The sequence below is a fragment of the Mucilaginibacter sp. cycad4 genome (assembly GCF_034263275.1).
GTDB lineage: Bacteria > Bacteroidota > Bacteroidia > Sphingobacteriales > Sphingobacteriaceae > Mucilaginibacter.
Genome location: NZ_CP139559.1, coordinates 6,893,764 through 6,916,246 on the forward strand (window position 1 = coordinate 6,893,764; position 22,483 = coordinate 6,916,246).

20 protein-coding genes are annotated in these 22,483 nt (G+C 43.8%); 7 read left to right on the top strand and 13 right to left on the bottom strand.

Features of this window, described 5'->3' with window-relative positions; translation table 11 throughout:
• Positions 1 to 7 precede the first annotated feature (7 nt).
• The 3 genes from lepB (SNE26_RS28425) (at position 8) to lepB (SNE26_RS28435) (ending at position 4,292) form a co-directional block, all read left to right on the top strand.
• Positions 8 to 1,462 carry a signal peptidase I gene (gene lepB, locus SNE26_RS28425; protein WP_321557199.1) on the top strand — a complete coding sequence of 485 codons (1,455 nt, stop codon included), beginning with the start codon at positions 8 to 10 and terminating at the stop codon, positions 1,460 to 1,462.
• Positions 1,463 to 1,651: 189 nt separating this feature from the next.
• Entirely contained in the window at positions 1,652 to 2,791 is a 1,140-nt protein-coding gene (gene lepB / locus SNE26_RS28430; protein WP_321557200.1) for a signal peptidase I, read from the top strand.
• A 22-nt stretch (positions 2,792 to 2,813) separates the two neighbouring features.
• The gene (gene lepB / locus SNE26_RS28435) at positions 2,814 to 4,292 is read left to right on the top strand and encodes a signal peptidase I (protein WP_321557201.1); all 1,479 of its coding nucleotides are present in this window, start codon (positions 2,814 to 2,816) and stop codon (positions 4,290 to 4,292) included.
• Between the two features lie 188 nt (positions 4,293 to 4,480).
• Here lepB (SNE26_RS28435) and SNE26_RS28440 read toward each other — a convergent pair whose 3' ends face one another.
• The 6 genes from SNE26_RS28440 to SNE26_RS28465 form a co-directional block, all read right to left on the bottom strand.
• Entirely contained in the window at positions 4,481 to 5,563 is a 1,083-nt protein-coding gene (locus SNE26_RS28440) for an Ldh family oxidoreductase (RefSeq protein ID WP_321557202.1), read from the bottom strand.
• A 224-nt stretch (positions 5,564 to 5,787) separates the two neighbouring features.
• Positions 5,788 to 6,867 carry an IS110 family transposase gene (locus SNE26_RS28445; RefSeq protein WP_321555355.1) on the bottom strand — a complete coding sequence of 360 codons (1,080 nt, stop codon included), beginning with the start codon at positions 6,865 to 6,867 and terminating at the stop codon, positions 5,788 to 5,790.
• Positions 6,868 to 7,401: 534 nt separating this feature from the next.
• Positions 7,402 to 8,220: a glycosyltransferase family protein gene (locus tag SNE26_RS28450; RefSeq protein ID WP_321557203.1), complete on the bottom strand. Its 819-nt coding sequence runs from the start codon at positions 8,218 to 8,220 to the stop codon at positions 7,402 to 7,404.
• Between the two features lie 142 nt (positions 8,221 to 8,362).
• The gene (locus tag SNE26_RS28455; RefSeq protein ID WP_321557204.1) at positions 8,363 to 9,079 is read right to left on the bottom strand and encodes a DUF4397 domain-containing protein; all 717 of its coding nucleotides are present in this window, start codon (positions 9,077 to 9,079) and stop codon (positions 8,363 to 8,365) included.
• 262 nt (positions 9,080 to 9,341) lie between these two features.
• Entirely contained in the window at positions 9,342 to 9,614 is a 273-nt protein-coding gene (locus tag SNE26_RS28460; RefSeq protein WP_321557205.1) for a hypothetical protein, read from the bottom strand.
• 11 nt (positions 9,615 to 9,625) lie between these two features.
• Complete coding sequence (locus tag SNE26_RS28465; RefSeq protein ID WP_321557206.1) at positions 9,626 to 10,222, bottom strand: sigma-70 family RNA polymerase sigma factor; 597 nt, start codon at positions 10,220 to 10,222, stop codon at positions 9,626 to 9,628.
• Positions 10,223 to 10,485: 263 nt separating this feature from the next.
• Here SNE26_RS28465 and msrB point away from each other — a divergent pair, with 263 nt between their 5' ends.
• Positions 10,486 to 10,980 carry a peptide-methionine (R)-S-oxide reductase MsrB gene (msrB, locus tag SNE26_RS28470; protein ID WP_321557207.1) on the top strand — a complete coding sequence of 165 codons (495 nt, stop codon included), beginning with the start codon at positions 10,486 to 10,488 and terminating at the stop codon, positions 10,978 to 10,980.
• 123 nt (positions 10,981 to 11,103) lie between these two features.
• Positions 11,104 to 11,772 carry a peptide-methionine (S)-S-oxide reductase MsrA gene (gene msrA / locus SNE26_RS28475; RefSeq protein ID WP_321557208.1) on the top strand — a complete coding sequence of 223 codons (669 nt, stop codon included), beginning with the start codon at positions 11,104 to 11,106 and terminating at the stop codon, positions 11,770 to 11,772.
• Between the two features lie 46 nt (positions 11,773 to 11,818).
• On the opposite strand, the gene SNE26_RS28480 is transcribed toward msrA, so the two are convergent.
• The 7 genes from SNE26_RS28480 to SNE26_RS28510 form a co-directional block, all read right to left on the bottom strand.
• The gene (locus SNE26_RS28480; protein ID WP_321557209.1) at positions 11,819 to 11,992 is read right to left on the bottom strand and encodes a hypothetical protein; all 174 of its coding nucleotides are present in this window, start codon (positions 11,990 to 11,992) and stop codon (positions 11,819 to 11,821) included.
• A gap of 83 nt (positions 11,993 to 12,075) precedes the next feature.
• Positions 12,076 to 13,131, bottom strand: coding sequence for a hypothetical protein (locus SNE26_RS28485; protein WP_321557210.1), 1,056 nt, complete (start codon positions 13,129 to 13,131; stop codon positions 12,076 to 12,078).
• A 191-nt stretch (positions 13,132 to 13,322) separates the two neighbouring features.
• Complete coding sequence (locus SNE26_RS28490; RefSeq protein WP_321557211.1) at positions 13,323 to 14,273, bottom strand: bifunctional helix-turn-helix transcriptional regulator/GNAT family N-acetyltransferase; 951 nt, start codon at positions 14,271 to 14,273, stop codon at positions 13,323 to 13,325.
• A 164-nt stretch (positions 14,274 to 14,437) separates the two neighbouring features.
• Positions 14,438 to 16,993 carry a phosphocholine-specific phospholipase C gene (locus SNE26_RS28495; RefSeq protein WP_321557212.1) on the bottom strand — a complete coding sequence of 852 codons (2,556 nt, stop codon included), beginning with the start codon at positions 16,991 to 16,993 and terminating at the stop codon, positions 14,438 to 14,440.
• 112 nt (positions 16,994 to 17,105) lie between these two features.
• Complete coding sequence (locus SNE26_RS28500) at positions 17,106 to 18,290, bottom strand: TIGR03364 family FAD-dependent oxidoreductase (RefSeq protein ID WP_321557213.1); 1,185 nt, start codon at positions 18,288 to 18,290, stop codon at positions 17,106 to 17,108.
• A gap of 49 nt (positions 18,291 to 18,339) precedes the next feature.
• Positions 18,340 to 19,683: a DUF5690 family protein gene (locus SNE26_RS28505; RefSeq protein WP_321557214.1), complete on the bottom strand. Its 1,344-nt coding sequence runs from the start codon at positions 19,681 to 19,683 to the stop codon at positions 18,340 to 18,342.
• A 5-nt stretch (positions 19,684 to 19,688) separates the two neighbouring features.
• Entirely contained in the window at positions 19,689 to 20,375 is a 687-nt protein-coding gene (locus SNE26_RS28510) for an HAD hydrolase-like protein (RefSeq protein ID WP_321557215.1), read from the bottom strand.
• 255 nt (positions 20,376 to 20,630) lie between these two features.
• Here SNE26_RS28510 and SNE26_RS28515 point away from each other — a divergent pair, with 255 nt between their 5' ends.
• Positions 20,631 to 21,593 (top strand): aldo/keto reductase, encoded by a 963-nt coding sequence (locus SNE26_RS28515; protein WP_321557216.1) that lies wholly within the window; start codon positions 20,631 to 20,633, stop codon positions 21,591 to 21,593.
• Positions 21,594 to 21,694: 101 nt separating this feature from the next.
• Positions 21,695 to 22,450, top strand: a complete 756-nt coding sequence (locus SNE26_RS28520) for an AraC family transcriptional regulator (protein ID WP_321557217.1) — start codon at positions 21,695 to 21,697, stop codon at positions 22,448 to 22,450.
• The last annotated feature ends 33 nt before the right edge of the window (positions 22,451 to 22,483 follow it).

Genomic DNA, 22,483 nt, shown 5'->3' on the forward strand with positions numbered 1-22,483 from the left:
AATATAAATGGCAATAGCGGGCTATATAGGGTTTTACATCATTACAGGCCCGCTATTGATTTTAATACTGACCGGATATTGGAAACTTTTTGAAAAGGCCGGTCGCCCGGGCTGGGAAGCACTGATCCCGGTTTATCATCTTTACATTATGCTTAAGCTAAGCCAGCGGCCGCTGTGGCTGCTTTTGCTGCTTTTAATACCGGGCATAAACTTCATTATAAGTATCGGCATCCTCATTGATTTTATTAAATCATTCGGTAAGGTAGGTATAGGGCAAATCACAGTGTCGGTGCTGTTGCCATTTATTTTTATCCCCAAATGGGGCTTTGATAAAAACACCCGCTATGTTGGTCCATCGGCAAGTGACGATTTTAGGGAAAAATACCGTGACCTTGATAAATCACCTGTGCGGGAATGGACGGAAGCCATTCTTTTCGCTGTAATAGCAGCAACGGTTATCCGGGGGCTTTTTATGGAGGCATATACTATACCTTCATCATCTATGGAAAGCTCACTAATGGTGGGTGATTTTTTATTTGTGAGCAAGATCAATTATGGTGCCCGCCTGCCCATGACCCCCATCGCATTTCCATTTGCACACCACACTATGCCGCTCATCGGTACCAAAGCCTATTGGGATGGGATTAAGCTGCCTTACTATCGGCTACCGGGTTTCAGCGAAGTAAAAAAGGGTGATGCAGTAGTGTTTAACTATCCAATGGATGCTGATTCGCCGTTTTATCGTCCTGTTGATAAACAGGAGAATTATATCAAACGATGCCAGGGCACACCCGGCGATACCATAAAGCTGGAGTACGGCCAGGTGTATGTCAACAATAAGCCGATGGCTACGCCGCCAAATGGCGAAATGGAATACCGGGTACGTACAGATGGCTCGGTAAGCGGGTTTGGCCCCCATACACGTTATGATCTTCACCTGGAGGACATTCAGCAATTTACAAAGGTCGATTTTACGGTGAACACAACTGCCGAATCGGTCGAAAAGCTAAAAACATATCCTTATATTAAAACTGTAAAGCCCGACATTAAATTAAGAGGGGTGTACGATCATGAGGTTTTTCCGCATGATCCGCGCTTTAGGTGGAACGAGGATAACCTGGGGCCAATCATTATTCCGCGCAGGGGCTGGACGGTTAAACTGGACGGTATGACCATGCCCTTTTATCGCCGGGCCATTGAGGTGTATGAAAATAACAAGGTGCAGGTTAAAGGAAACGCGGTTTTTATTAATGGGAGCAAGGCCGATAGGTATACCTTTAAAATGGATTACTATTGGATGATGGGCGACAACCGTCACAACTCTGAAGATTCGCGTTTTTGGGGCTTTGTCCCCGAAGACCATATTGTAGGTAAAGCTGTATTGGTATGGATGAGCTGGGATGTCAATTCGCCTTCATTTTGTAAAATAAGGTGGGACAGGGTCTTTAGTAGGATTAATTAGAAAGATATACAAATGTGCGGATTTCAGAGTTACAGATGATGTGGGAAATGTAATCTATAATTAATATTGGCAAACGTAACATATAACGTGTAACATATATCTTATACATAAAATATAAACATTAAAAAATCTGCACATTTGCACATCCGAAATCTGCGGATTTGAAATAATTTGCACACCAATATTGATATGAACTGGAAATTCTGGAAAAAGAAAGATACAAGTAAAGTAAAAAAGAAAAAGAGTACGCTTCGTGAATGGGGCGACGCTATCATATTTGCAGTAATAGCCGCTACCCTTATCCGTACGCTGTTTATCGAGGCTTATGTTATCCCCAGCGGCTCGATGGAAAACTCGCTTTTAATTGGCGACTACCTGTTTGTAAGCAAGGTTAATTATGGTGCAAGGATGCCGATAACCCCGGTTTCATTTCCTTTTATGCACCACACTACACCCTGGGGTACCCAGGCTTACTGGGGCGGGGTAAAATTGCCTTATTACCGCTTGCCAGGTTTAAGTGACATAAAAAAGCAGGATATCGTGGTTTTTAACGCACCGATAGAGGCCGATTCTCCTTATTTCAGGCCGGTGGATAAGCGTGAAAATATTATTAAACGTTGCCAGGGCACCCCCGGCGATACTTTGAGTGTAGTTGATGCACAGGTTTATATAAATGGTAAGGCTGCCCCCAATCCGGAAAGGGGTAAAGAAGGTTATTTTGTTGAAACAAACGGGCAAGAGTTTAACCCGGCTATTTTAAATGAACTTAAGATAGAGATCAGGGGCTATACTGGCAACCGTTATGAAATGATGATGTCTAAGGAGTCGGCAGCTACTCTAAAAACTTATTCAAATGTAAAATCAATTGTGCCGGCCTTAACGCTTAAGGGCACCAGTGACCCGCTGAACCCGGTTTACCCTGCCAAGTACCCGCGTTATAAGATCACACCCAATTTTCCCGATTTTAAATGGAATGTAGATAACTATGGCCCCATTATTATTCCTAAAAAAGGGTGGACAGTTAAACTCGATAGCCTGACTTTCCCGGTTTATGGCCGTGCCATTGAAATTTATGAAAACAATAAGGTAAATGTTGTTGGCAAGGATATCATGATTAACGGGAAAAAAGCCGATACTTATACCTTTAAGCTCAACTACTATTTTATGATGGGCGATAACCGTCACAATTCGGAAGATTCGCGCTTTTGGGGTTTTGTTCCCGAAGATCACGTAGTAGGCAAAGCTTTATTTACCTGGATGAGTATTGACAGTACAGCCAGCTTCTTTGATAAAATAAGATGGAACAGGTTGTTCAGGGGCATACATTAATTGAAAATATAAAAACACCAAAGTGAACGTTGTAGGATTTGTAATAACATTTATTGTTTTAATCATATTGCCTTATGCAGGCTTATGGAAATTATTCGAAAAAGCAGGCAGGCCGGGTTGGGAAGCTATAGTACCCTTGTACAATTTCTACATTATGATCAGGCTGAGTGGCAGGCCGGGCTGGTGGTTTATATTGTTGCTCATACCGGGTTTGGGTTTTCTTGTTGCCCTGGGTATTACTATCGATTTTATTAAATCATACGGTAAGTTTACATTTGCTGAGCATTGCGCCGGTGTTGTGCTGCAGTTTATCTATTTACCCAAATGGGGTTTTGATAAGGATACCAAATATTTAGGCCAGTCGGCAAGTCCGGAATTTAGGGAGAAATATAAATTGGCACTTAAGAAAACCCAGGTACGGGAATGGGCTGATGCTATCGTTTTTGCTGTGATTGCTGCAACGCTGATCCGTACACTGTTTATTGAGGCCTATGTAATTCCCAGTGCTTCTATGGAAAGTTCATTGCTTATTGGCGATTACCTGTTTGTAAGTAAAGTTAACTATGGGGCACGCTTACCCATGACGCCTGTTGCATTCCCTTTCGCACACCATACCATGCCGCTTATCAATACCAAAGCCTATTGGGATGGTATTGAACTGCCATATTACCGCCTGCCTGGTTTAAGTGATATTAAAAAAGGTGATGTGGTGGTATTCAATTATCCGATGGATGCCGATTCGCCTTATTTCAGGCCGGTTGATAAACGCGAAAACTATATTAAACGCTGCCAGGGAACCCCGGGAGATACGCTGAGCGTTGTTAATGCGCAGGTGTTTATAAATGGGAAAGCTGCTGTTACACCGCCAAAAGGCGAGATCACCTATGATGTTAAAACCGACGGGAACGAACTTAACCCGCAAATAGCAACAGATTTGCATTTATCGGATATTTCATCGGTAAATAATACCGAGTTTATTACCAATACCACCGAGGAATCGGCAAAGGCACTGAAAGGATATTCAAATATCAAATCGGTTACACCACGGTTAACCCCGCGGGGAGCGTCAGATCCGATGAACCCGGTTTATCCTGCCATCTTCTCCAACTACAAAATAGGAGCTAACACTCCCGACTATAAATGGAATGTGGACAACTTCGGTCCTGTCATTGTACCTAAAAAGGGCTGGGCAGTAAAGCTGGATAGTTTAACATTCCCAATCTATGGCCGCGCGATTGCCGTATATGAAGGCAACAGGGTTGAGGTGAGTGGTAAAGATATTCTGATCAATGGCAAAAAGGCTGATAGCTATACCTTTAAACTCAACTACTATTTTATGATGGGCGATAACCGTCATAACTCGGAAGATTCACGTTTTTGGGGCTTTGTTCCTGAAGATCATATTGTGGGTAAAGCGCTGTTCATTTGGATGAGTGTTGACGACAATGCTTCGTTCATTCATAAGATCCGCTGGAGCAGGTTGTTTAATCTGATCCATTAGGCGACGCCCCCTAACCCCCTAAAGGGGGAACAATAGTAAAGAAGCCGGTTTGGTCACAAACCGGCTTCTTTATTTTACAAATTCTCACTGCCGCGGGCTTTCAGCCCGTGGTTTAGCATGATTTCAGCTTTCAGCTGAAGTTCCGTAAGCTGAAAGCTTACTTTGTGGTTACCACGGGTTACGCTGCGCTAAACCCGCGGCAGTTGACCGATTTTAAACCGCTCCGCCAGTTTATTCAAATCTTCAACAACCGCATCAACTAAAGGAATGCCGTTTGCAATTCTGTCTGCTTCGGCTTCAAGTTCCGGTTCACCGGGGATAATGACCTTTTGTGACGGATCAACCGTAGCAGATGATTTAAACCGTTCTACCCAGTTATCTAAGTGATCTTTAAACTCATTAACCGGACGAAAGCCATCCACGCGCATTGCGCCTAAAAAATGCCCTATGCCCGCACCAACCGGATCATTTGGCGGATCAAGAAAAGCTACAAAGGGCGGTACCCATGGACCGTAATTGGCTCCTGAAAGCACGGCTGATAATATATCAACGGTAGCGCTTAAACCAAAGCCTTTATGACTGCCATGGTCGCGGTCGCTGCCAAGGGGCAGGAGTGAGCCGCCGGTTTTAAGCGCATGCGGATCGGTAGTGTAATTGCCTTCCTTATCCTGGATCCAGCCTTCAGGCACTTGTTTGCCCAAGCGCTGGGCTATTTCCAATTTTCCGTTGGCTGCCGCTGATGTTGCCATATCAACTATTACCGGGGGATATTTTCCTGCCGGGAAAGCATAGCACATAGGGTTGGTACCCAAAAGCCGTTCATTAGAAAATGTTGGCGCAACCAGCGGACTGGCGTTGGTCATGGCAAAGCCGATCATATCTTTCTCCACAGCCATCAACGCGTGATAGCCTGCAATACCAAAATGATTGGAATTACGTACCGATACCCAACCTGAGCCGTATACCTCAGCTTTTTTAATAGCTACCTCCATGGCAAACGGAGCTACTACTAACCCAAGGCCTGCATCGCCATCTACAGTGGCTGTTGTGGGCGTTTCGTGTACTATTTGGATGTTGGGCACGGGATTAATGCGGTTCTTCTCCCAAAGGCGTACATAGCCGCTCAGGCGCGCTACGCCATGCGAGTCGATACCACGGAGATCGGATTTGAGGAGCACGTCGGCGGCTAATACCGCATGTTCATGACTACAGCCAATGGCTTTGAATATATTTTCGGTAAATGTGCGTAGGGTGGATGGCGATATCAGCATACGGCAAAGATAACCGTTGATTTTTAAAATGATTACGTTGATTTCGCTGATGAAGAACCTTGATATACCTGATTTGAGGATTTCCTGATATCAATTTCCTAATGGTAATATCTGATGGTAAATTTGCGTTGGGGATAGAAGCGGATACCGTCCGTCAGCTGACGGATAAGGCCCTGTGTAGTATGAGCGGATAGGTACTGTCTTTACATCCAAATATAATTTCATTAATTTTGTTGCTTAATGAGAGCTTCGTTCAGAAGTTCATCATGTGTAGCCCCAGGCAAAGCCGGGGCTACTTCCTTTTTAAAAGCCGGATCATATTTTTCTTCTTTCTTCCATAGGTAATACATCATTACAAGCAGTTTTTTCTGCACGGCGACATATCCTTTCATTTTTATCCTTGTCCGTTCATAGACCCGTTCGAACAGTTTTTGAAATTGAGGCTGATCGTCCCTTACTGCACAAAGTGCAGGCATGTGCAGTATACGCCTTATTCTTGAATTGCCTTTCTTTGATATCTTCGTTCTGCCTGTATGCTTACCTGATTCATTTTCAATGACATCGTAACCTGCATACTTAACCAGGCTGGCTGCGTTATCAAATAGGATAAATCCGTTTGTTTCAGCAGCGATAACAGCAAAGGACAACAAGCCTAAGCCTTTAATAGCACAAATGTTCTTGTAGTGCCTGTTAAGAATTGGATCGGATTGGATCAATTGAGCGATCAGTTTTTCCAATTCTTTCATATGTTTCTCGTATAGCTTTAAAGAACTTTTGAGTTGTTTAATGATATCTTTGTTTTTAAACTGGCTATGCTCGATACTATGTAGTTGATTGGCCGTGGCTGTATAAAATTCATTCAGGCTTTGATGCTGTCGTGTATAATAGCGTAAGGTATACAGTTCCATGCTGGGTGGCGTCCATTGTTCCAGTTTCTTTTCAGCTCCTACCTTGGCTAAACCACGGGCATCGATCTTATCGTTCTTTGACCTGATTCCGTCTGCCTGCAAATGTTTCTTTGCCTTATTAGGCAAAAGGATACTTACACTATTACCTTTATGGTGTAAAAACCAAGCCAGTTGCTCGTGATAAACGCCGGTAGCTTCCATTGTATAAATAAGAGGTAAGTCTTCTTTTTTATGGCGCTTTACCCATTCCAATAATGCTCCAAAGCCACTTTCAATATTGGCAAATTTGTGAGTAGCCTTTACCTTGACATCCTGTTCATCATTGATGACCGAAATACAACAGGCGAAATCTTTCATGGAGACATCGATCCCTACTGAATACTTTAAGTTCTTCATGCTTTACATTTATTGTTTATCAGAAAAACCCTTCACAGTCTTTGCTCATATTAATAGCTGATCAGGCGCATAACCTGTCATTCGGTACTGTCCAGACTTTAAGAAGCTAAAAAAGGAGAATTAGCCTATCTCGTCAACATCGTAATAGTACGTGTCATGCACGGGCCCAAAGTGTCTCCTTTTATTCTGATTTATTTATAAATGTAAAGATATGAGCCCGGGCCGAAGGTAACGCCACAATCAGTAAAAAACCTTTTGAAGTTAGGCACAAGTGAGCCATATCCCACAGGCAGCCACACAACACTTGCGCCAAAAGAGAGTAGTATGAGCGGATAGCCCGGGCCGAAGGTAACGCCATATTAGTAAAAAAACCTTTTGAAGTTAGGCACAAGTGAGCCATATCCCACAGGCAGCCACACAACACTTGCGCCAAAAGAGATTACTGCCGGCATATTCCGATGTTGATTTTGCGTTGATAGCAGCGGATACCCCGGACTAATCTCCAATCACCAACCTCTAATCTCTACCCTCCCCTCAAGCCATCGCAAACTCGGGCTTTACTTCGCTCAGGTGTTTATTGTACCAGTTGGTGCTGTTATAGCGGGCGTTGATTTCGTAGATTCCGGGTTTTAGTTTCAGCAGGTTAAGGATATCCTGGCATGAAAAACGGTTACAAACCGGGTAGAGTTCTTTAAATACGCGCTCGATAAAATAAAAATCTTCGGGGTGGTCAAGCGCAAAACGGTGCGACATGGAATAATCCAGGCCGGTTTCCCAGGTTACGTTGCCTATGTTAAAGATGAGCGGGTTTTCATAGATGTATGGCGAGGTATGCTCCAGATCATGAGGACGGCCGGCATTTTCCCAGGCTTGTTTGAGGCAGGCCATGGTCATCACTTCTACATCATTACCGTCGGGATAGGTTGCCGGGTACAGGTTGCTCACATAATCAAACTTTTGCCTGTTGCTGAAAAAGTATTCAAGCACTTTATCAATGATCCGCGGATCGATCAGCGGGCAGTCGGCAGGGATTTTTACCACTACGTCGGCATTGAAAAATTTGGCCGCCTGGTAGTGCCTGTCCAACAAGTTGCCAAGGCTGCCGCGATAGCACGGAATGTTAAGGTTTTCGGCTTCATGCGCAATAATATCATCTTCGGCACCTTCGGAGGTGGCAATGACAATGCCGGCCTGGTGCTGGATCATGTCCAACCGCTCAACCATGCGGGCCAATAAACTTTTACCCAATATAGGCAGCATTACTTTGCCATATAAACGACTTGATGCCATACGGGCCGGCACAATGATCACTACACGCTCATCCATCTTTTCCGGAAATTTGAGGTTTATCAAAAAAACATTAACGGGTTAAATGTATAATGGTAAGGTTTAAATATGGCGAAGTTTATATTATTAAATTGTTAACCCAATGGGCAATCTGTAAAAAATAAAACCCGGCACGCAGGCCGGGCTTTACAATATAGGTATAGGTTATTTAATAATAGTAAACGTTTGTTTGAATATCGGCACTTAGTTTTTTATCATCTGTGGCTGTTGCGATACCCTGCAGCCATACGGTATAAACAGAACCCGCACGGATGTTAACATTGGTAAGGCTGGCCAATACAGTGGTGGTACCCTTTTTACGGATATTAAGTGTGTAAGTAACACCGCCTTTAATAGTCACAAAATCAGATACCTGTTTGTAAGCTTTGTTCGTTGCCAGTACCGAATCTTTTGAAGTAACCAGGTCAACCGTACCTACATCGGCGCTTAAGTTTGCCAAACGGATGCTGGCCATCCCGGCGGCCGGCTGAACGATAGAATCGGCAACAAAAATTACATCGCGTTTGCCAGCAGTGTTGGCAAGGTATACCGAGTAAAGTTTTTTAGCTACGAGGGTAATGGTATCGTCAGCAACTTTTTGCTTTGTGCCGGAAACATAAAACGTTGCTGTTCTTTTACCGGTGTAGGCATTAATGTAATCTATACCATGACCGTAACGAATAGGGAAAGTATTGGCCCTGTTAGGCTCAAGATAAAAATCGACCGGATCAGAATCGGGTGAGGCGTTGATGACCGAAACAAGCGCCACCGGCGGCTGAACGTAATTGTTGTGGTCTTTTAAACACGAACTGAGTGTTGCTGCCAGCAAACACACCATCCCGATAATGCCTGCCCGCCTTGTTAATTTTTGCTGAACTGTTTTCATAAACTAAAATATTGGTAGTAAACTGATATTTTAACTTTACGTAACCAGCAGGCATTACGCTACTTTGGGTTAAAAATTTTAACCCCGGTGTGATTAGGATAATACGCTCATGTTTTTGTTTTAGTGTATAATAATGGAATTTCAATTCACTTGACAGCTAAAATCAGCATACACAACGCTTAAAGCTAATAGCTTGATTGTTAATATTATTTAATAGTCTGTTATAAAAGGGGAGGGTGAGTATTGTTTTTATCTATAGGTTCTATTTTTCCAATTGTTCGTCAATAAGGTGCTGCAGTTCATTTTTAAATTCGTCATCAAGTTTAATGTTTTCGGCAATGGGCTGATGGAACATGCTTTTGATCATGCGGTTTATTGCAGTACTTTGTTGCTGGTACACCCTGCAAACCCGGCAGCCTGCCAGGTGAATTTTTAGTTCCAGTTTTTCGCGGAGGGTGATCTTTCCTATATCCTGCTTCTCCATTAAATAAGTAGCCTTTTTGCAGTTATAAGCTATTTTAGTTAATTCGTCCATATCCAATAATTTTAAATCCAGTTTTTTTGAAGGCATTCTCTCAGGCTTAGTTTGGCGCGATGGATGATCACCCAAAAATTAGCGGGTGTAATCCTAAGGTCGCCACAAATGGTATCTGTGGGCTCATCATCAAGGTGTTTCATAGTGAAAACCGAAAGCCAGAGTGAGGGTAGCCTTTTCAGGCACCTTTGCAGTATAAGTTCAAATTCTTTGCTTTCGAGATGATCGGTTTGTTCAATGCCGAATTCCTGCGGTCGGTGGTTTGGTTTCCAGTTATGGGCATCCGGCTCAAAAAAATCATCTGTTTCGTGTTCGGCAGATGTTAGTCCCGGTTCTTTAACAAAGGCCGATGCCTTTTTGCGGTAAACATCAATGATCTTGTTCTTTATAATAGCGGTAAGCCATGTGCGTTCGGTGCTTTTACCTTCAAATTTTTGCAGCCGTTCCAATGCAGCTAAAAAAGTTTCCTGTACAAGGTCACGGGCTAATTCCTGGTCATTGATCCGTGTGAGGGCATATTTATAAAGATAGTCGGCATGGAGTGCTACCCAGGTACGCGGACCGGTAATGTTATCAAGACTGATATTGTTGCTGTTTTGGCTTTGCATAAATCAATGTTGCGGTAATGGTTTGAGTAAAAGTTTATTGCCCATGCAGTATTCCTGTTGTTTTGATTTCTGCATTAGTCGGGGAGAAGAAGGAAACCTTACAGGATTTTTTATTTTTTAAAACGGAATAGAATAACAGGATCAGAAACTCAGGTAATTCTTTAATTTCAGGTCAATGCAGACCAAATCAATTTCAGACAATAAAATGACAGAAATGCTTTAGTCCTCCTGTAAGGTTTTCTGTATTCCTCCGACTAAGGGGTATGAAAAAGATAAATCTGTTTGTAATACCATTTATATTATTGGCCCTTAACGCGTGCAGCCAAAGCGCTCCGCAGGCCGATAAAACCGTTGATACCAAAACATATCCCCAGGCCAAACCGGCCAGTTACTGGAAGCAGGTGCTGACGCCGGAGGCATATGAAATCCTGGTAAACAAGGGGACGGAACAGCCTTACCATAACCCTTACTGGAACAATCATGAAAAAGGGATGTATGTGAGTGCGGCTACCGGGAAACCATTGTTTAGCTCGGATGCCAAATTTGAATCCGGTACTGGCTGGCCGAGCTTTTTTAAACCTATCGACCCAAAAGCGATCAAAATTGTAAAAGATACATCGTACGGGATGGTACGCGAAGAAGTGGTTGAAGCCAGCACCGGCTTACATCTTGGCCACGTTTTTAACGACGGACCGGCACCTACGGGCAAACGTTATTGTATGGATTCATATGCTTTTAAGTTTATTCCGGCTAAATAATTAACCATTATACAAAGTCCAGTAATTAACTTTACATAAAGTAATTAAATAATATTAATAATCAGGTTGTTAGCTTTAGGCTTTGTGCATTCGCTTTCAGCTTTTATTTAAATTAAAAAGATCATGTTAACAAAAAAGTTAAATATATGCCTGCTTGGCCTGCTAATATTATTTGGCTGCGCCGATGCACAAACCGGCGGAAACGGTTTTGCAAACCTGCCTGCTCCAAAGGCGGGTGAAAAGGTTGCCACTTTTGCAGGTGGTTGTTTCTGGAGCCTTTCGGAAGGTTTGTATGAATTAAAGGGCGTTACTAAAGTAGTAGCCGGATATGCCGGCGGCACAACTAAAAATCCGTCGTACGAGGATGTTTGCGGCAAAAATACGGGCCATGCCGAATCGGTACAGGTTTACTATAACCCTGCCGAGATAAGTTACGCCGCTTTAGCCGAAGCATTCTTTTATGCGCACGACCCTACTACTATCGACAGGCAGGGCCCGGACGTGGGCGACGACTACCGCTCAGTAGCCTTTTACCGTACACCCGAAGAAAAGAAAACTTTGGAAAGCGTGATAGCTAAAGTTAATGCTACACATCATTACAGCGGCCCTATTGTTACACAGGTTGTTCCGTTTAAAGTATTATATCCTGCAGAAAATTATCACCAGGGATATTACAGGCAGCATATGAATAGCCCCTATATCGCCCATGTTTCGGTGCCTAAAGTATTGAAGCTGCGCAAGGCAATGAACAGCTTGTTGAAACCCGAGTTTCAGCATAAAGATCCGAGTTAAGGGTAAGTGCCCGTCATATATGTATAATCCAGACTTACGAAAGTTTTTAAACTTCGTAAGGCTTCAATAGTTCCCTGGCAGCAACAAAAGTTATCCCTGTTGAGGGTGTTGCAATACTTTTAGGGGTTGACCGGTTTATGTTAGAAGCGCAGGCAATAACCAATGTAAAGGCAACGGCGTAGCAACAATAGTAATAGCCAGGAGCGGAAACGAGTTTCATCCGCCGATTGTTTAAGAATAAAGCATTGGTCACCAGCAAACAAAAAAAGGCGAAAAGTAACGAAACCTTTCGCCTTTCCCTATCTATTGATTACAGATCGTTTTTAATTTTTGATGATAATCAGGATTTAGCGGTTCATTAGTTTGAGCCAGGCGCTGCGAACCTACATTGGCCGGACAGGCAATGCCATTAGGCCCGTCATAAACCAAACCGGGTTTTGTGCTGAGGAGTTCTTTCGGTACGTAGATCTGTACCGTGGTTTTTGAATAGCTATGCGGATAAAACCGAATGTAATATCCATCAGGGTGTAATGACCATATGCCTGACGGTACCGCCGGATCAGGCGCCGGGGCCAAACCGGCTAACATGGCATACTTTTCCATCTCTTCGTAAGATGAATTACCAGAGGCAGCTAATCGGCGGATATTGTTTTCAGCCTCAAAAACACTTTGAACCGCAGGCGGCAATTGGCTTTTGGCTTTATCCATTACACTGGCGGGCAATACACCCAGCGCACCGCCTTCCAGCATTAACAGTTCATTAGCTGATAGCAGCCTGGTTGCGGTAAGCTTAATATCGGACCCCATATCAACAAACCTGGTGCGTGCAATAATCGACCATAATAATATCTGGATGCTATGCTGGTCAACCTCGGGATGAGTTTCAGCATGTTTTAATATCAGTATCACCACATCACGCTTTGGTCCCAGCACCGGGGCAAGCATATACCCGTCGCCTGTACTGGGGCCACGGGTACCCGCATGCAGACAATAGCTTTTGCTGGTCATTTCATAAAAACCGGCACAAAGCTTAAAGCCGCCCGCGGGTGCTTTTGGCAAAAGGTATAAAGGCTCGGCCACCTGCCCTTCCATGAACGATGGTGGTTTGGAGCCTTCCTTGTTAACGTCATTAAAACTGGTGGTAATGGCCTGCGGCTGTTTTAGCAATTTATTAAGGCTGCCGCCCGATACCATATCGGCTCCTTTATCCAATATGGCTTTCCCAAAACCGCCAAACTGGGCTTGTACAGCAGTGCTGCAAAATAGGCAGATACCCAGGCAAATGATAAGATGTTTTTTGAAGTTTTTTAAAGATAACAGATATGTTAGTGTAGGGAGCAGGAGTTTTTTGTGCTTCATATAGATATAATGTTTAAGTTTCAATTGCAATAAACGAAAAAATGCCCGAACTGTTTGTTGATTTTATTCACAATTGTTATACAATAGTTAATATATCTATTGATGGAAGCAATATATCCTGTAGTTATAAACTACAGGCATAGTCGACCGAAGTCGGGAGACTTCGGACAGCATATTTAGTTGGCCATTAATTACAAAGAAAGTTCCATTTGGATATTGGCACGTTCATACGGCGAAGGCCTGCCTGCAACCTTAACAAAGCCCAGTTTATGATACAGGCTGATAGCCGGTTTTAAAATGGTATTACTTTCCAGGTATAGTTTACTTCCGCCAAGTTCTTTTGCTTTTTCAATGATGGCCCGTCCCAATAAAAAACCTATGTTTTTTCCTTGCGCTTTTGGCGATACCGCCATTTTAGCAAGTTCATAGTCATAATCAGGATCATCCATTTTTAAAAGGGCACATACACCAACCGGCTCATCATTATAAAGCGCGACCAGGATATGGCCCCCGTTGTTGATAATATAGCTGTCGGCATTATCAAGGGCCTTGTAATCGGCTTCTTCCATTTTGAAATATTGGGAGATCCATTCTTCGTTAAGCGCCTTAAAAGCCGCGGCATAGCGCGGTTCATACGGCACTATATGCACTTTGTTGCTTTCTCTTGTTTTTTGATGTTCCTGTACCCTGCGAAGCAGGGTTTTTTGCTCCAGGAGATATTCCCATTCCTCAATGGCTTTCCACAAATCGTGATTTGCCTGCGATAAAAGCTCTTCAACAGCGCTGGTAACATCGGTATACTGATCCTGTATTTTTGCTCCTGCTTCGCGCCCCCTGGTCGATAAGCTTACCATATTACGCCTGCCGTCGGCTTTATCTTTTTTCTCTGTAACAAAACCATTCTTCACCATTTCGGCAATGATCTTGCTTACCGAAGGGTGGGAGTGACCAATCTCTTTGGCTATCGAGGTGATTGTAAATTCGCCGCCATCCTGTAATACATAAAAAACCGGGAACCATTTAGGTTGAAAATCTATATCATACAACTTGTAAATCCGTGCGGCATCTTCTGTCATGGTTTCGGTAAGCATCCTTAACCTGCTGCCTATAGCCATTTTACCTACTTTGTTAAAAAACTCCATAATAATAAGTAATTAATTATGTAACTGATTACGCAAATATATAATTCTGTTTTAAAAATCCCAATAGCTAACTGCTGATTAGTGTCATCTACAATTCATAAAAACCTATAAAAGCAAAAGCCGGACTCAGAAGCCCGGCTTTGAATTATAAAAGTGTTAAAATATTATGCCAACGCTTTACCCATTAAAGGGTCGCTAAAGCTTGATTTACCTGTTTCCACGCGGCCGGCGAAACGTTTCGCGAATTTCTCAAAGCCATCAACCTTTGTGCTGAAATCATACCAACCATGGGTTTTGCTTAGGTTTAAAGCAATGGTTGTGCTGGCACCTGCTTTTACAGCAACTTTATGATCGCCGGTTTTATAGCCATGATCGGTTACTGAAATAGTTTGGGCTTTGTTGGTATGGTTGGTTAGCTTTAAAGCTACATTACCTGTTAGCTTACCTGCAACCTGCTCATATTCACAAACCACATCAACCAACGGATCAGCAGCGTTACCCTGATACTCGCGGAAGAAACCGTTAGGGCCATAGGTACGCAAATGGTATTCGCTGTTTTCAAATTCATGCAGCGGCCACACATCAGCCAGCGTGTCACCGGCTTTAACGGTATAGGCCCACGTACGCAGGTCTTCCATTTTCTGCGGATCATTCATCGTTGCGTATTTGCCCGGGGCATACACATTAAATGGTGAACCTAATGCCTTAGCACCAAATGCCTTGTTGCTTGCGGTAAATTTAATTTCGAATGATTTTTTGTCAGCGCTTAACTTACCATCTGCATAAAGCTGGTAGGGCAGCGCCGATGATGGTTTAATACCTTTTTCCTGTTGTGGCATGTACGGCGATGAATGCGGATCTTTGTTGATCTGCGCAATTTCATCGGCAGTAAGCAACTTATAGTCTGAAGGCAGTTTTTTGAACTGTGCCTTATGAATACTTTCTAAAAATGCTTCCCTGGCAACAAACTCGGGGTTCTCGATCTTCTCGCCGTTGTATGGGCGGAAAACGCTTGATAGGTCACCGCAAACGGTACGGCGCCATTCGCTGATATTAGGCTCGGTTACTTTTTTGCCGGTTTTGTGGCTTAAAAAGCTTTCTAAAAACTGTAGGGTTGAGGTATGGTCAAAAACTTCGGAGTTAACCCAGCCGCCTCGGCTCCATGGCGAAGCAATTACCAGCGGTACACGGAAGCCTAAGCCAATTGAGCTTTCGCGGTCAAACACTTCGGGGAAGTTATTGCGTGCTTTTTCCTGTTCTAAAGTGACGAACTCAACGCTTGGGTCGATACCTTCTGATACTTTACCGGTGCCCGGCTTATGCGGATTTGGCGCGGTGAAAGGAGGGATGTGGTCAAAGTAACCGTCATTTTCATCGTAAGCTAAAATGAAAACGGTCTTTTTCCAAACATCGGGGTTTTGTGTAAGGATGTCCAGTACTTCGGATACGTACCATGCACCGTACCAGGCCGAACTTGGGTGATCAGAAAAATGCTCAGGGGCCGATAACCAGCTTACGGTTGGCAGATGGCCGTCCTTTACATCGGCACGGAACTGGTGTAATACATCGCCTTTAGGTACAAGAACCTCGCGGTCGGTGCCATCATCATTATATTTCAGTGGACTTAAAGTACGGTAATGCGGATCATTGCTATTGGTTACAAAGCCTTTTTGGTGCAGGTTCTTTTCGCGCTGTGACAGGCTTGCAAATTTACCCGGATCAAGGCTGGCCATGTCCTTTTTGGTGTTCTCCAGATCGCGCTGTTTTTGTTTAAGCTGTTTCTGCAGATGATCAATATGGGCATCGCCGGCAGGCAAAGCTGCAATCTGTTTTTCTACAGCAGCAATTTCATCAGGCAAAATGGTTGATTTTTTTTGCAGATGAGCGATGTGCTTATCGTACAGTTTGATATTGTACTGTCCAAAGAACTCCAGCGGGTTATCCTGGAAATTTGACAGCCATGGGTCTTCTTCGCCTTGTAAGCCGGTATCAATGGCAATTTCGTTCTGGTAGTGTTTCCATGATATGTTATGGTCTTCCAAACGCTCGGGGAAGGTAGCCCAGTTCAGGGTACCATAGTCCATATCATCGTTCCAAACGTGCGCAAGTGAATTTTCATGCTGCTCGGCACGAATGGTACCGCTCCAGAAATATAACCTGTTAGGATTGGTGCCTGTCAGGGATGAGCAAAAATTCTGATCACAAACGGTAAAGGCATCGGCCAGGGCATAGTAAAATGGGATATCCTCACGGTTGTGGAACCCCATAGTTAAAGGCATGTTTGAGTATTCCTTAATGCTGTTGCGTTTAACGTTAAGCCACTGGTCAAACTTGCCATCGTTGCGGGCATTAACCTGGTTGGCCCATGAATGCGGCAATGAGCTCATCCAGGTTGCTTTGGTGTTTTTGATATCAAGGTGGAAAGGAGCATAGGTTTCGCCTTTTTTGTTTGATTGCAACCAAACCTTATTTTTATTTGGCAGATCGATTGCACGCGGATCGTTATAACCGCGTACCCCTTTCAGCATGCCGTAAGTATGATCGAACGAACGGTTTTCCTGCATCAGGATCACAATATGCTCGGCATCCAGGTAGGTGCTGCCCGGCGCCGGGTTAATGGCCATTGCTTTTTGAATAGATTCGGGTAAAATGCTGGCGAGGCCGGCCGCTCCGGTTAGTAAGGCTGCTTTTTTAAGAAAATCTCTCCTTGAATCAGACATGTGTATTTTTAATTAGTTCATGGCCTATGGATGATAGATCATGGTTGTTTTTAGTTTTTAGTAAGCGGGCAATATCAGGATTTATGGTTGATTTTTTAAAATCTATGATCCATCAACCATGAACTACACCGTCTTTCCGCTGCGCAATAACCTGTTCGCAAAGGCCAAATGATAATGTCATGCCGTTGCCGCCGAGGCCGTTAATGAGCGTTACACCGGGCTCAATATCTACTACCAGTTCGGATGCACCGTTGGTCATTTTAGGGTAGATGCCGTGCCATGACTGCAGCATTTTCCAGTCCTTAAATTTGGCGAACGTATGTAAGTACTCGATTATCAAATTATTAATAAATTCCTTGTCGAAAGGATCATGAACCAAACCATATTCGTGCGAATCGCCGATGGTAAGCTCACCACTGCCGTTTTGCGATACCATCACATGGATCCCCCACTTCAAATGAGTTGCATATTGTTCTTCATAACGTTTACGCAATGCAGGCAATGAAGCCGCCGCCTGAAAACCGGGATAGTGGATCATCGACAAACCGCCGCATAACGAAGGGCCGATGCGCCATTCATCTGGTTGGGTAACCAAACGCATCATTTGAAGCTTACATTTAGTGATCTCTGTTTGGGCGAATAATTCAGGATACAATGTCTCAAAATCGGCGCCACTGCAAACATAGATCTCGTCGGCTTCCCGGCTTTGGCTGCCTGAACTAACTTTTGGATGTTCAATGCGGCTGATAGCCGTGTTCCAGTAAAACTCCACGCCAAATTTTTCGGCAAGATAAGCGGCTACCTGTCCTATTGCCACACGAGATTCAACGATCATTTCCTCTCCGCTCCATAATGCACCTTTTAAGCCATCGGTATTGATGGCCGGTGATTTGGAGAGGGCTTCGCCGGGACTTAGCACGGCGCAATCGCGATGTTGTTTGTTTACATCAACATATTCTTCTATCACCTGCAGCTCATCATCATGATAGGCAAGGTGTAACGAGCCGACCTCATTATGCCAGATGTTAGCTTCGGTACAAACTGTTTTCCAAATGCTTTTTGACAGCATGGCTCGCTCAAACATTGGCCCGGTAGCCTGGCCTATCGGCCACACCATACCAAAATTACGGATGGAAGCGCCTACTGCACGTTCGTTACGCTCAAACACGGTTACCTTATAGCCGCGAATGGCCAAAGCGCGGGCTGTAGCCAAACCTACTATACCTGCGCCTATGATTATAGCCGTGCCCCCCTGCCCCCTGAAGGGGGAGTTTTTTGAGTTATTATTTTCGCTCATTATATTATTCATTAGGTCATTGTTCATTCGTCATTTTTTGACTCTGAACTCATGGCTGCGGACTTATCGTCTGAAAATTTATCTGTTCGCCGGTATCCTCTTCGGTACTCAATTTTTTTTTATCGCGGGCAGCGCTTTGTAAAAAGTAAATGAGGGATAACGACCCGCAAATGCCGCCGGCGAGGGCCACTATCATTACACCTTCCTGGAAAAATGTCCCCCAGCTTATTGAAGGGCGGCCAAGCTCTTTCACCAGTAAAACACTTACGCTGCCCAGGTATCCCATCGAATCGGCAATGTACATGATAAAACCAACGTTGCTTTTATAGTGAAACGATGCTATCATCCGCTCAAAAAATATAGCATTGTAGGGCACATAGCCCATGTACAGGCCCAGGCCAACACATGTCATCCATAAGGTTGGCCCCATCATTTTAAGGGTAAACATGATACTTGATATGCCTACCAGTACGCAACCGGCAATGATCATTAAATGGATGATGCTGAAAGCACGGAGGTTTTTCCTCACAAGGATCAGCAAGCTCATCGCTACTAATACCACCAGCGAGATTTTGATATCGGTAGTAGTGAAAATGCTGTTATCCTTAATGCCCAGGCTGGCCCAGATCTCCACCTCAAAATTATCACGCACATCACGCATGATGGTGAGAAGCACATAAACGATAAGGGTGAGGATAATGCCCGGCAAAAAGCGGATAACGAATTGTTTACGCTCAGTTGCACTCATCGGTGTACGTTCGGAACGCAGACGTTTATCTTCGGCGGTAGGCGCCGGGATTAATTCCATACAACCTACAAAAAATAACAGCGGCAACACAAATACGGCCCCTGTTAAAAAGGGCATATAGTATTCGTTTACATGAAAACCGGTTATTAAAGTGCGCCCGGTTGTTTTCACAAATCCTGAGGCAAAAATAAGGCTGATAGATAATACTGAAGCCATAAACTCGGTTGAACGCCTGCCTTCCAGATAACCAAAAACCAATCCCCAGATAAGACCGAGCGGAAAACCGTTTATAAAAAGGAACACAATATTCCATGGGGCTGGTACAAAGGCAAAAGCGAGGAGAGCTGCCCAGGCGATACCGATTAGCGTTAAAATATAACGTGCGCGTGTTTTGCTGTTTACTTCGGCTATAAATTTGATGCCGTAAAATTTGCTGCTCATATAGCCGATAACCTGCGCTATAACCAGCCAAACTTTATAATCAACATGAAAGTATTCGTGACCTGTGAAAGTTGCCGCCGCAAATGCCTTACGGAAAGCGTACATGGATGTATACGTTCCAAAGGCCGAAACCGCTGCCAAAACTGAAATCAGTGCATAAGGCCATTGGGCTACTTTTGCACGTAAACTTTCAATCAGTTTCATAATACTTACTGGTTTATGATGTCAACTACCTGTGCAATATCGTCAATAATATGGGTTGGGTTATAGGTTTCCAGCTCGGCGCGGGTAAAAATGCCGGTGGTTACACCTATGGAATATTTGCAGCCGGTGTTTTGCCCTTCGCGTACGTCAACCTCGGTATCGCCTACTTTAGCAACTTCCATTGCATCGGTTATATTTGCTTCGAGCATCATTTTCCGGATCATGAAAGGATGCGGGCGACCAAGTTCAACCTCGTCCGAGCCAACAACGTAATCGATCAGGCCTTTCTCATGCCATTGCAGCCGGTTAACAATAGTATCGGCAATATCTCGCGAGAAGCCGGTATTGATGCCCACTTTAACACCTTGCTCGTGCAGTTTGGCAAAAGTTTCTTCAACGTTTGGCAGCGGTTCAATACCCGGCTCAAACTGGTAAAAGTTAATCATTTGCTGTACAAATTCTTTATGTATGGTAGTTACCAGCTCGTCGGTAATAACTGACTGATCGGCCTCATGTTCGGTAAGCATTTTACGGATAGCGAGGGTTTTCTCATAACCCATCAATGGGTCTATTTTCTCCAGTTCAACTTCATAACCTGACTTTTGCATAGCAGCCCTGAAAGCCTTACTTACCTCATGATCGTCTTTAACCGTAGTACCGGCTATATCAAATACCACTAATTTTATGCTCATAATAACAAATATAATTGTTTAGCAATACTAAACTTTTTTTATTAAAATTAAACTAAATTAGTGTTAAGGTTTGGTTAAGGGGTGATTGATTGAGCGTCCTTAATTTGAACGGCAAATGCATGTAAGGCGTTTCTACCAAGTAATTATCATAAAAATTTGAGCCATACGGACAAGTAAATTGAGCCGTGCAAGAAATTTCCTCATGAACAAAACTATTGATCTTTGTTTTCAAATAAAATATCAACTATGGAAAACATGATGAGAATACATTTGGGCAAAAATGGCCCGCTGGTTTCAAAACTGGGGTTGGGCTGTATGCGCATGTCATCAGTTTGGGGCAGTACAGCTAACGACGAAAACGAAAGTGTCGCCACTATACAGGCGGCGTTAGATAACGGCATCAACTTTTTAAACACCGGCGATTTTTATGGCGCCGGTCATAATGAGCTATTGGTAGGCAAGGCTGTTAAAGGCCGCCGCGACGACGCCTTTATCAGCGTAAAATTTGGCGCCATTTTTTATAATGGCCAATGGCTTGGCTTAGATCTCCGCCCTATAGCCATCAAAAACTTCATCAATTATTCGTTAGTACGATTAGGTATCGATACCATCGATCTGTATCAACCCTGCCGCCTGGATAACAGCGTTCCGGTAGAAGATGTGATAGGTACCGTTGCCGACCTGATTAAGGAAGGAAAAGTACGCCATCTTGGTGTTTCTGAAATTACTGCAGATCAATTACGCAAAGCCAACAGCATACACCCTGTAACCGCGCTGGAAATTGGATACTCGTTAGCCGACAGGCAAATTGAAAACGACCTGCTGCCTACTGCTAAAGAACTGGGGATAGGCGTAGTAGCGTTTGCCAACACCGCCGAAGGTTTACTTACCGGCGATATGAAAGCACCGCTTCCGGCAGATAGTTATCATAACCATTTTTCGCGTTTCCAGGGAGAAAACCTGGTGAAAAATCTTGAAAGGGTTGAAGTATTAAAACAGATGGCCGGCGACAAAGGCTACACGCCTACACAGCTTGCCATAGCATGGGTAAACGCCCAGGATGATAATATTATGCCGCTGGTGAGCATGAGTCGCAGATCGCGCCTGCCTGAAAACATACAGGCTATGCAAATTGAATTTAGTGCTGATGAAATGAATACACTCAACACCGCTTTTGCCCAGGGGGCAATATTAGGTGGTACATACCTGCAACGATAAATGGATGGGCTGCATAAGCCCCTCCTATTTTATATATTTACATAGTGACCAATCCAACCGAAATAATTCCAGGCGTTATCTTTTATTCTTTTTTCTCGAGGATGAGAAAAGAAAAGGTAGGCTTTTTTGAGCATAGCACCCTGGTACTACAAGTTTCGGGGCAATTCAGCATCGAAACCGCTAATCAAAAAATCTCGATGAAAGGTGGCGAAATGATGCTGATCCGTAAAAATCAATTGGGCGAACTCATCAAAATGCCGGTAGATGGCGGCGACTATCAAACTATCATCATCTGCCTGAAAGAAGATATGCTGCGGCAGCTTGCTTTGGAAGAGCAGATAGAACCGGGGCAGAAATACACCGGTCAACCCAATATCAGGATCCCCGAAAATGAATTTTTACGAGGTTTTTTTCAATCGGTGATCCCTTATGTTCACCATCCCAACGAAAAAATAACCAAGCAACTGGGCATGCTGAAAGTAAGGGAAGCTGTGCACTTACTGCTGCACACTATGCCCGAACTTAAAGATTTTCTGTTCGATTTTTCGGAGCCGCATAAAATCGACCTGGAAAAATTTATGCTCAGCAATTTTCATTTCAATATACCTGTCGAGAAATTTGCGCAACTTACGGGTCGGAGCCTTGCGGGGTTTAAACGCGATTTTCAAAAAACTTTTGATACTTCGCCCCGGCATTGGCTGCAAGCCAGGCGGCTTGCAGAGGCGCGTCACCTCATCGAAAACAAAAACCGGAAACCATCCGAAATTTACCTCGATTTAGGATTTGAGAGCCTGGCCCATTTTTCCCATTCGTTTAAAAAAGAATTTGGCAAAGCACCTACCGAGTGGATGCACTGATCAGCTTTTTTTTCTGTTGATAACGAATAAATT

Excerpts from the sequence above, each read along its gene's own strand:
- SNE26_RS28500 (WP_321557213.1), bottom strand. The coding sequence starts at position 18,290 with ATGAGCGAAAATAATAACTCAAAAAACTCCCCCTTCAGGGGGCAGGGG.
- SNE26_RS28490 (WP_321557211.1), bottom strand. The coding sequence starts at position 14,273 with ATGGAGTTTTTTAACAAAGTAGGTAAAATGGCTATAGGCAGCAGGTTA.
- SNE26_RS28510 (WP_321557215.1), bottom strand. The coding sequence starts at position 20,375 with ATGAGCATAAAATTAGTGGTATTTGATATAGCCGGTACTACGGTTAAA.
- SNE26_RS28495 (WP_321557212.1), bottom strand. The coding sequence starts at position 16,993 with ATGTCTGATTCAAGGAGAGATTTTCTTAAAAAAGCAGCCTTACTAACC.
- SNE26_RS28455 (WP_321557204.1), bottom strand. The coding sequence starts at position 9,079 with ATGAAAACAGTTCAGCAAAAATTAACAAGGCGGGCAGGCATTATCGGG.
- SNE26_RS28480 (WP_321557209.1), bottom strand. The coding sequence starts at position 11,992 with ATGAAACTCGTTTCCGCTCCTGGCTATTACTATTGTTGCTACGCCGTT.
- msrB (WP_321557207.1), top strand. The coding sequence starts at position 10,486 with ATGAAAAAGATAAATCTGTTTGTAATACCATTTATATTATTGGCCCTT.
- SNE26_RS28465 (WP_321557206.1), bottom strand. The coding sequence starts at position 10,222 with ATGCAAAGCCAAAACAGCAACAATATCAGTCTTGATAACATTACCGGT.
- lepB (WP_321557200.1), top strand. The coding sequence starts at position 1,652 with ATGAACTGGAAATTCTGGAAAAAGAAAGATACAAGTAAAGTAAAAAAG.
- msrA (WP_321557208.1), top strand. The coding sequence starts at position 11,104 with ATGTTAACAAAAAAGTTAAATATATGCCTGCTTGGCCTGCTAATATTA.
- lepB (WP_321557199.1), top strand. The coding sequence starts at position 8 with ATGGCAATAGCGGGCTATATAGGGTTTTACATCATTACAGGCCCGCTA.
- SNE26_RS28515 (WP_321557216.1), top strand. The coding sequence starts at position 20,631 with ATGATGAGAATACATTTGGGCAAAAATGGCCCGCTGGTTTCAAAACTG.
- SNE26_RS28440 (WP_321557202.1), bottom strand. The coding sequence starts at position 5,563 with ATGCTGATATCGCCATCCACCCTACGCACATTTACCGAAAATATATTC.
- SNE26_RS28445 (WP_321555355.1), bottom strand. The coding sequence starts at position 6,867 with ATGAAGAACTTAAAGTATTCAGTAGGGATCGATGTCTCCATGAAAGAT.
- SNE26_RS28505 (WP_321557214.1), bottom strand. The coding sequence starts at position 19,683 with ATGAAACTGATTGAAAGTTTACGTGCAAAAGTAGCCCAATGGCCTTAT.
- SNE26_RS28460 (WP_321557205.1), bottom strand. The coding sequence starts at position 9,614 with ATGGACGAATTAACTAAAATAGCTTATAACTGCAAAAAGGCTACTTAT.
- SNE26_RS28485 (WP_321557210.1), bottom strand. The coding sequence starts at position 13,131 with ATGAAGCACAAAAAACTCCTGCTCCCTACACTAACATATCTGTTATCT.
- SNE26_RS28520 (WP_321557217.1), top strand. The coding sequence starts at position 21,695 with ATGAGAAAAGAAAAGGTAGGCTTTTTTGAGCATAGCACCCTGGTACTA.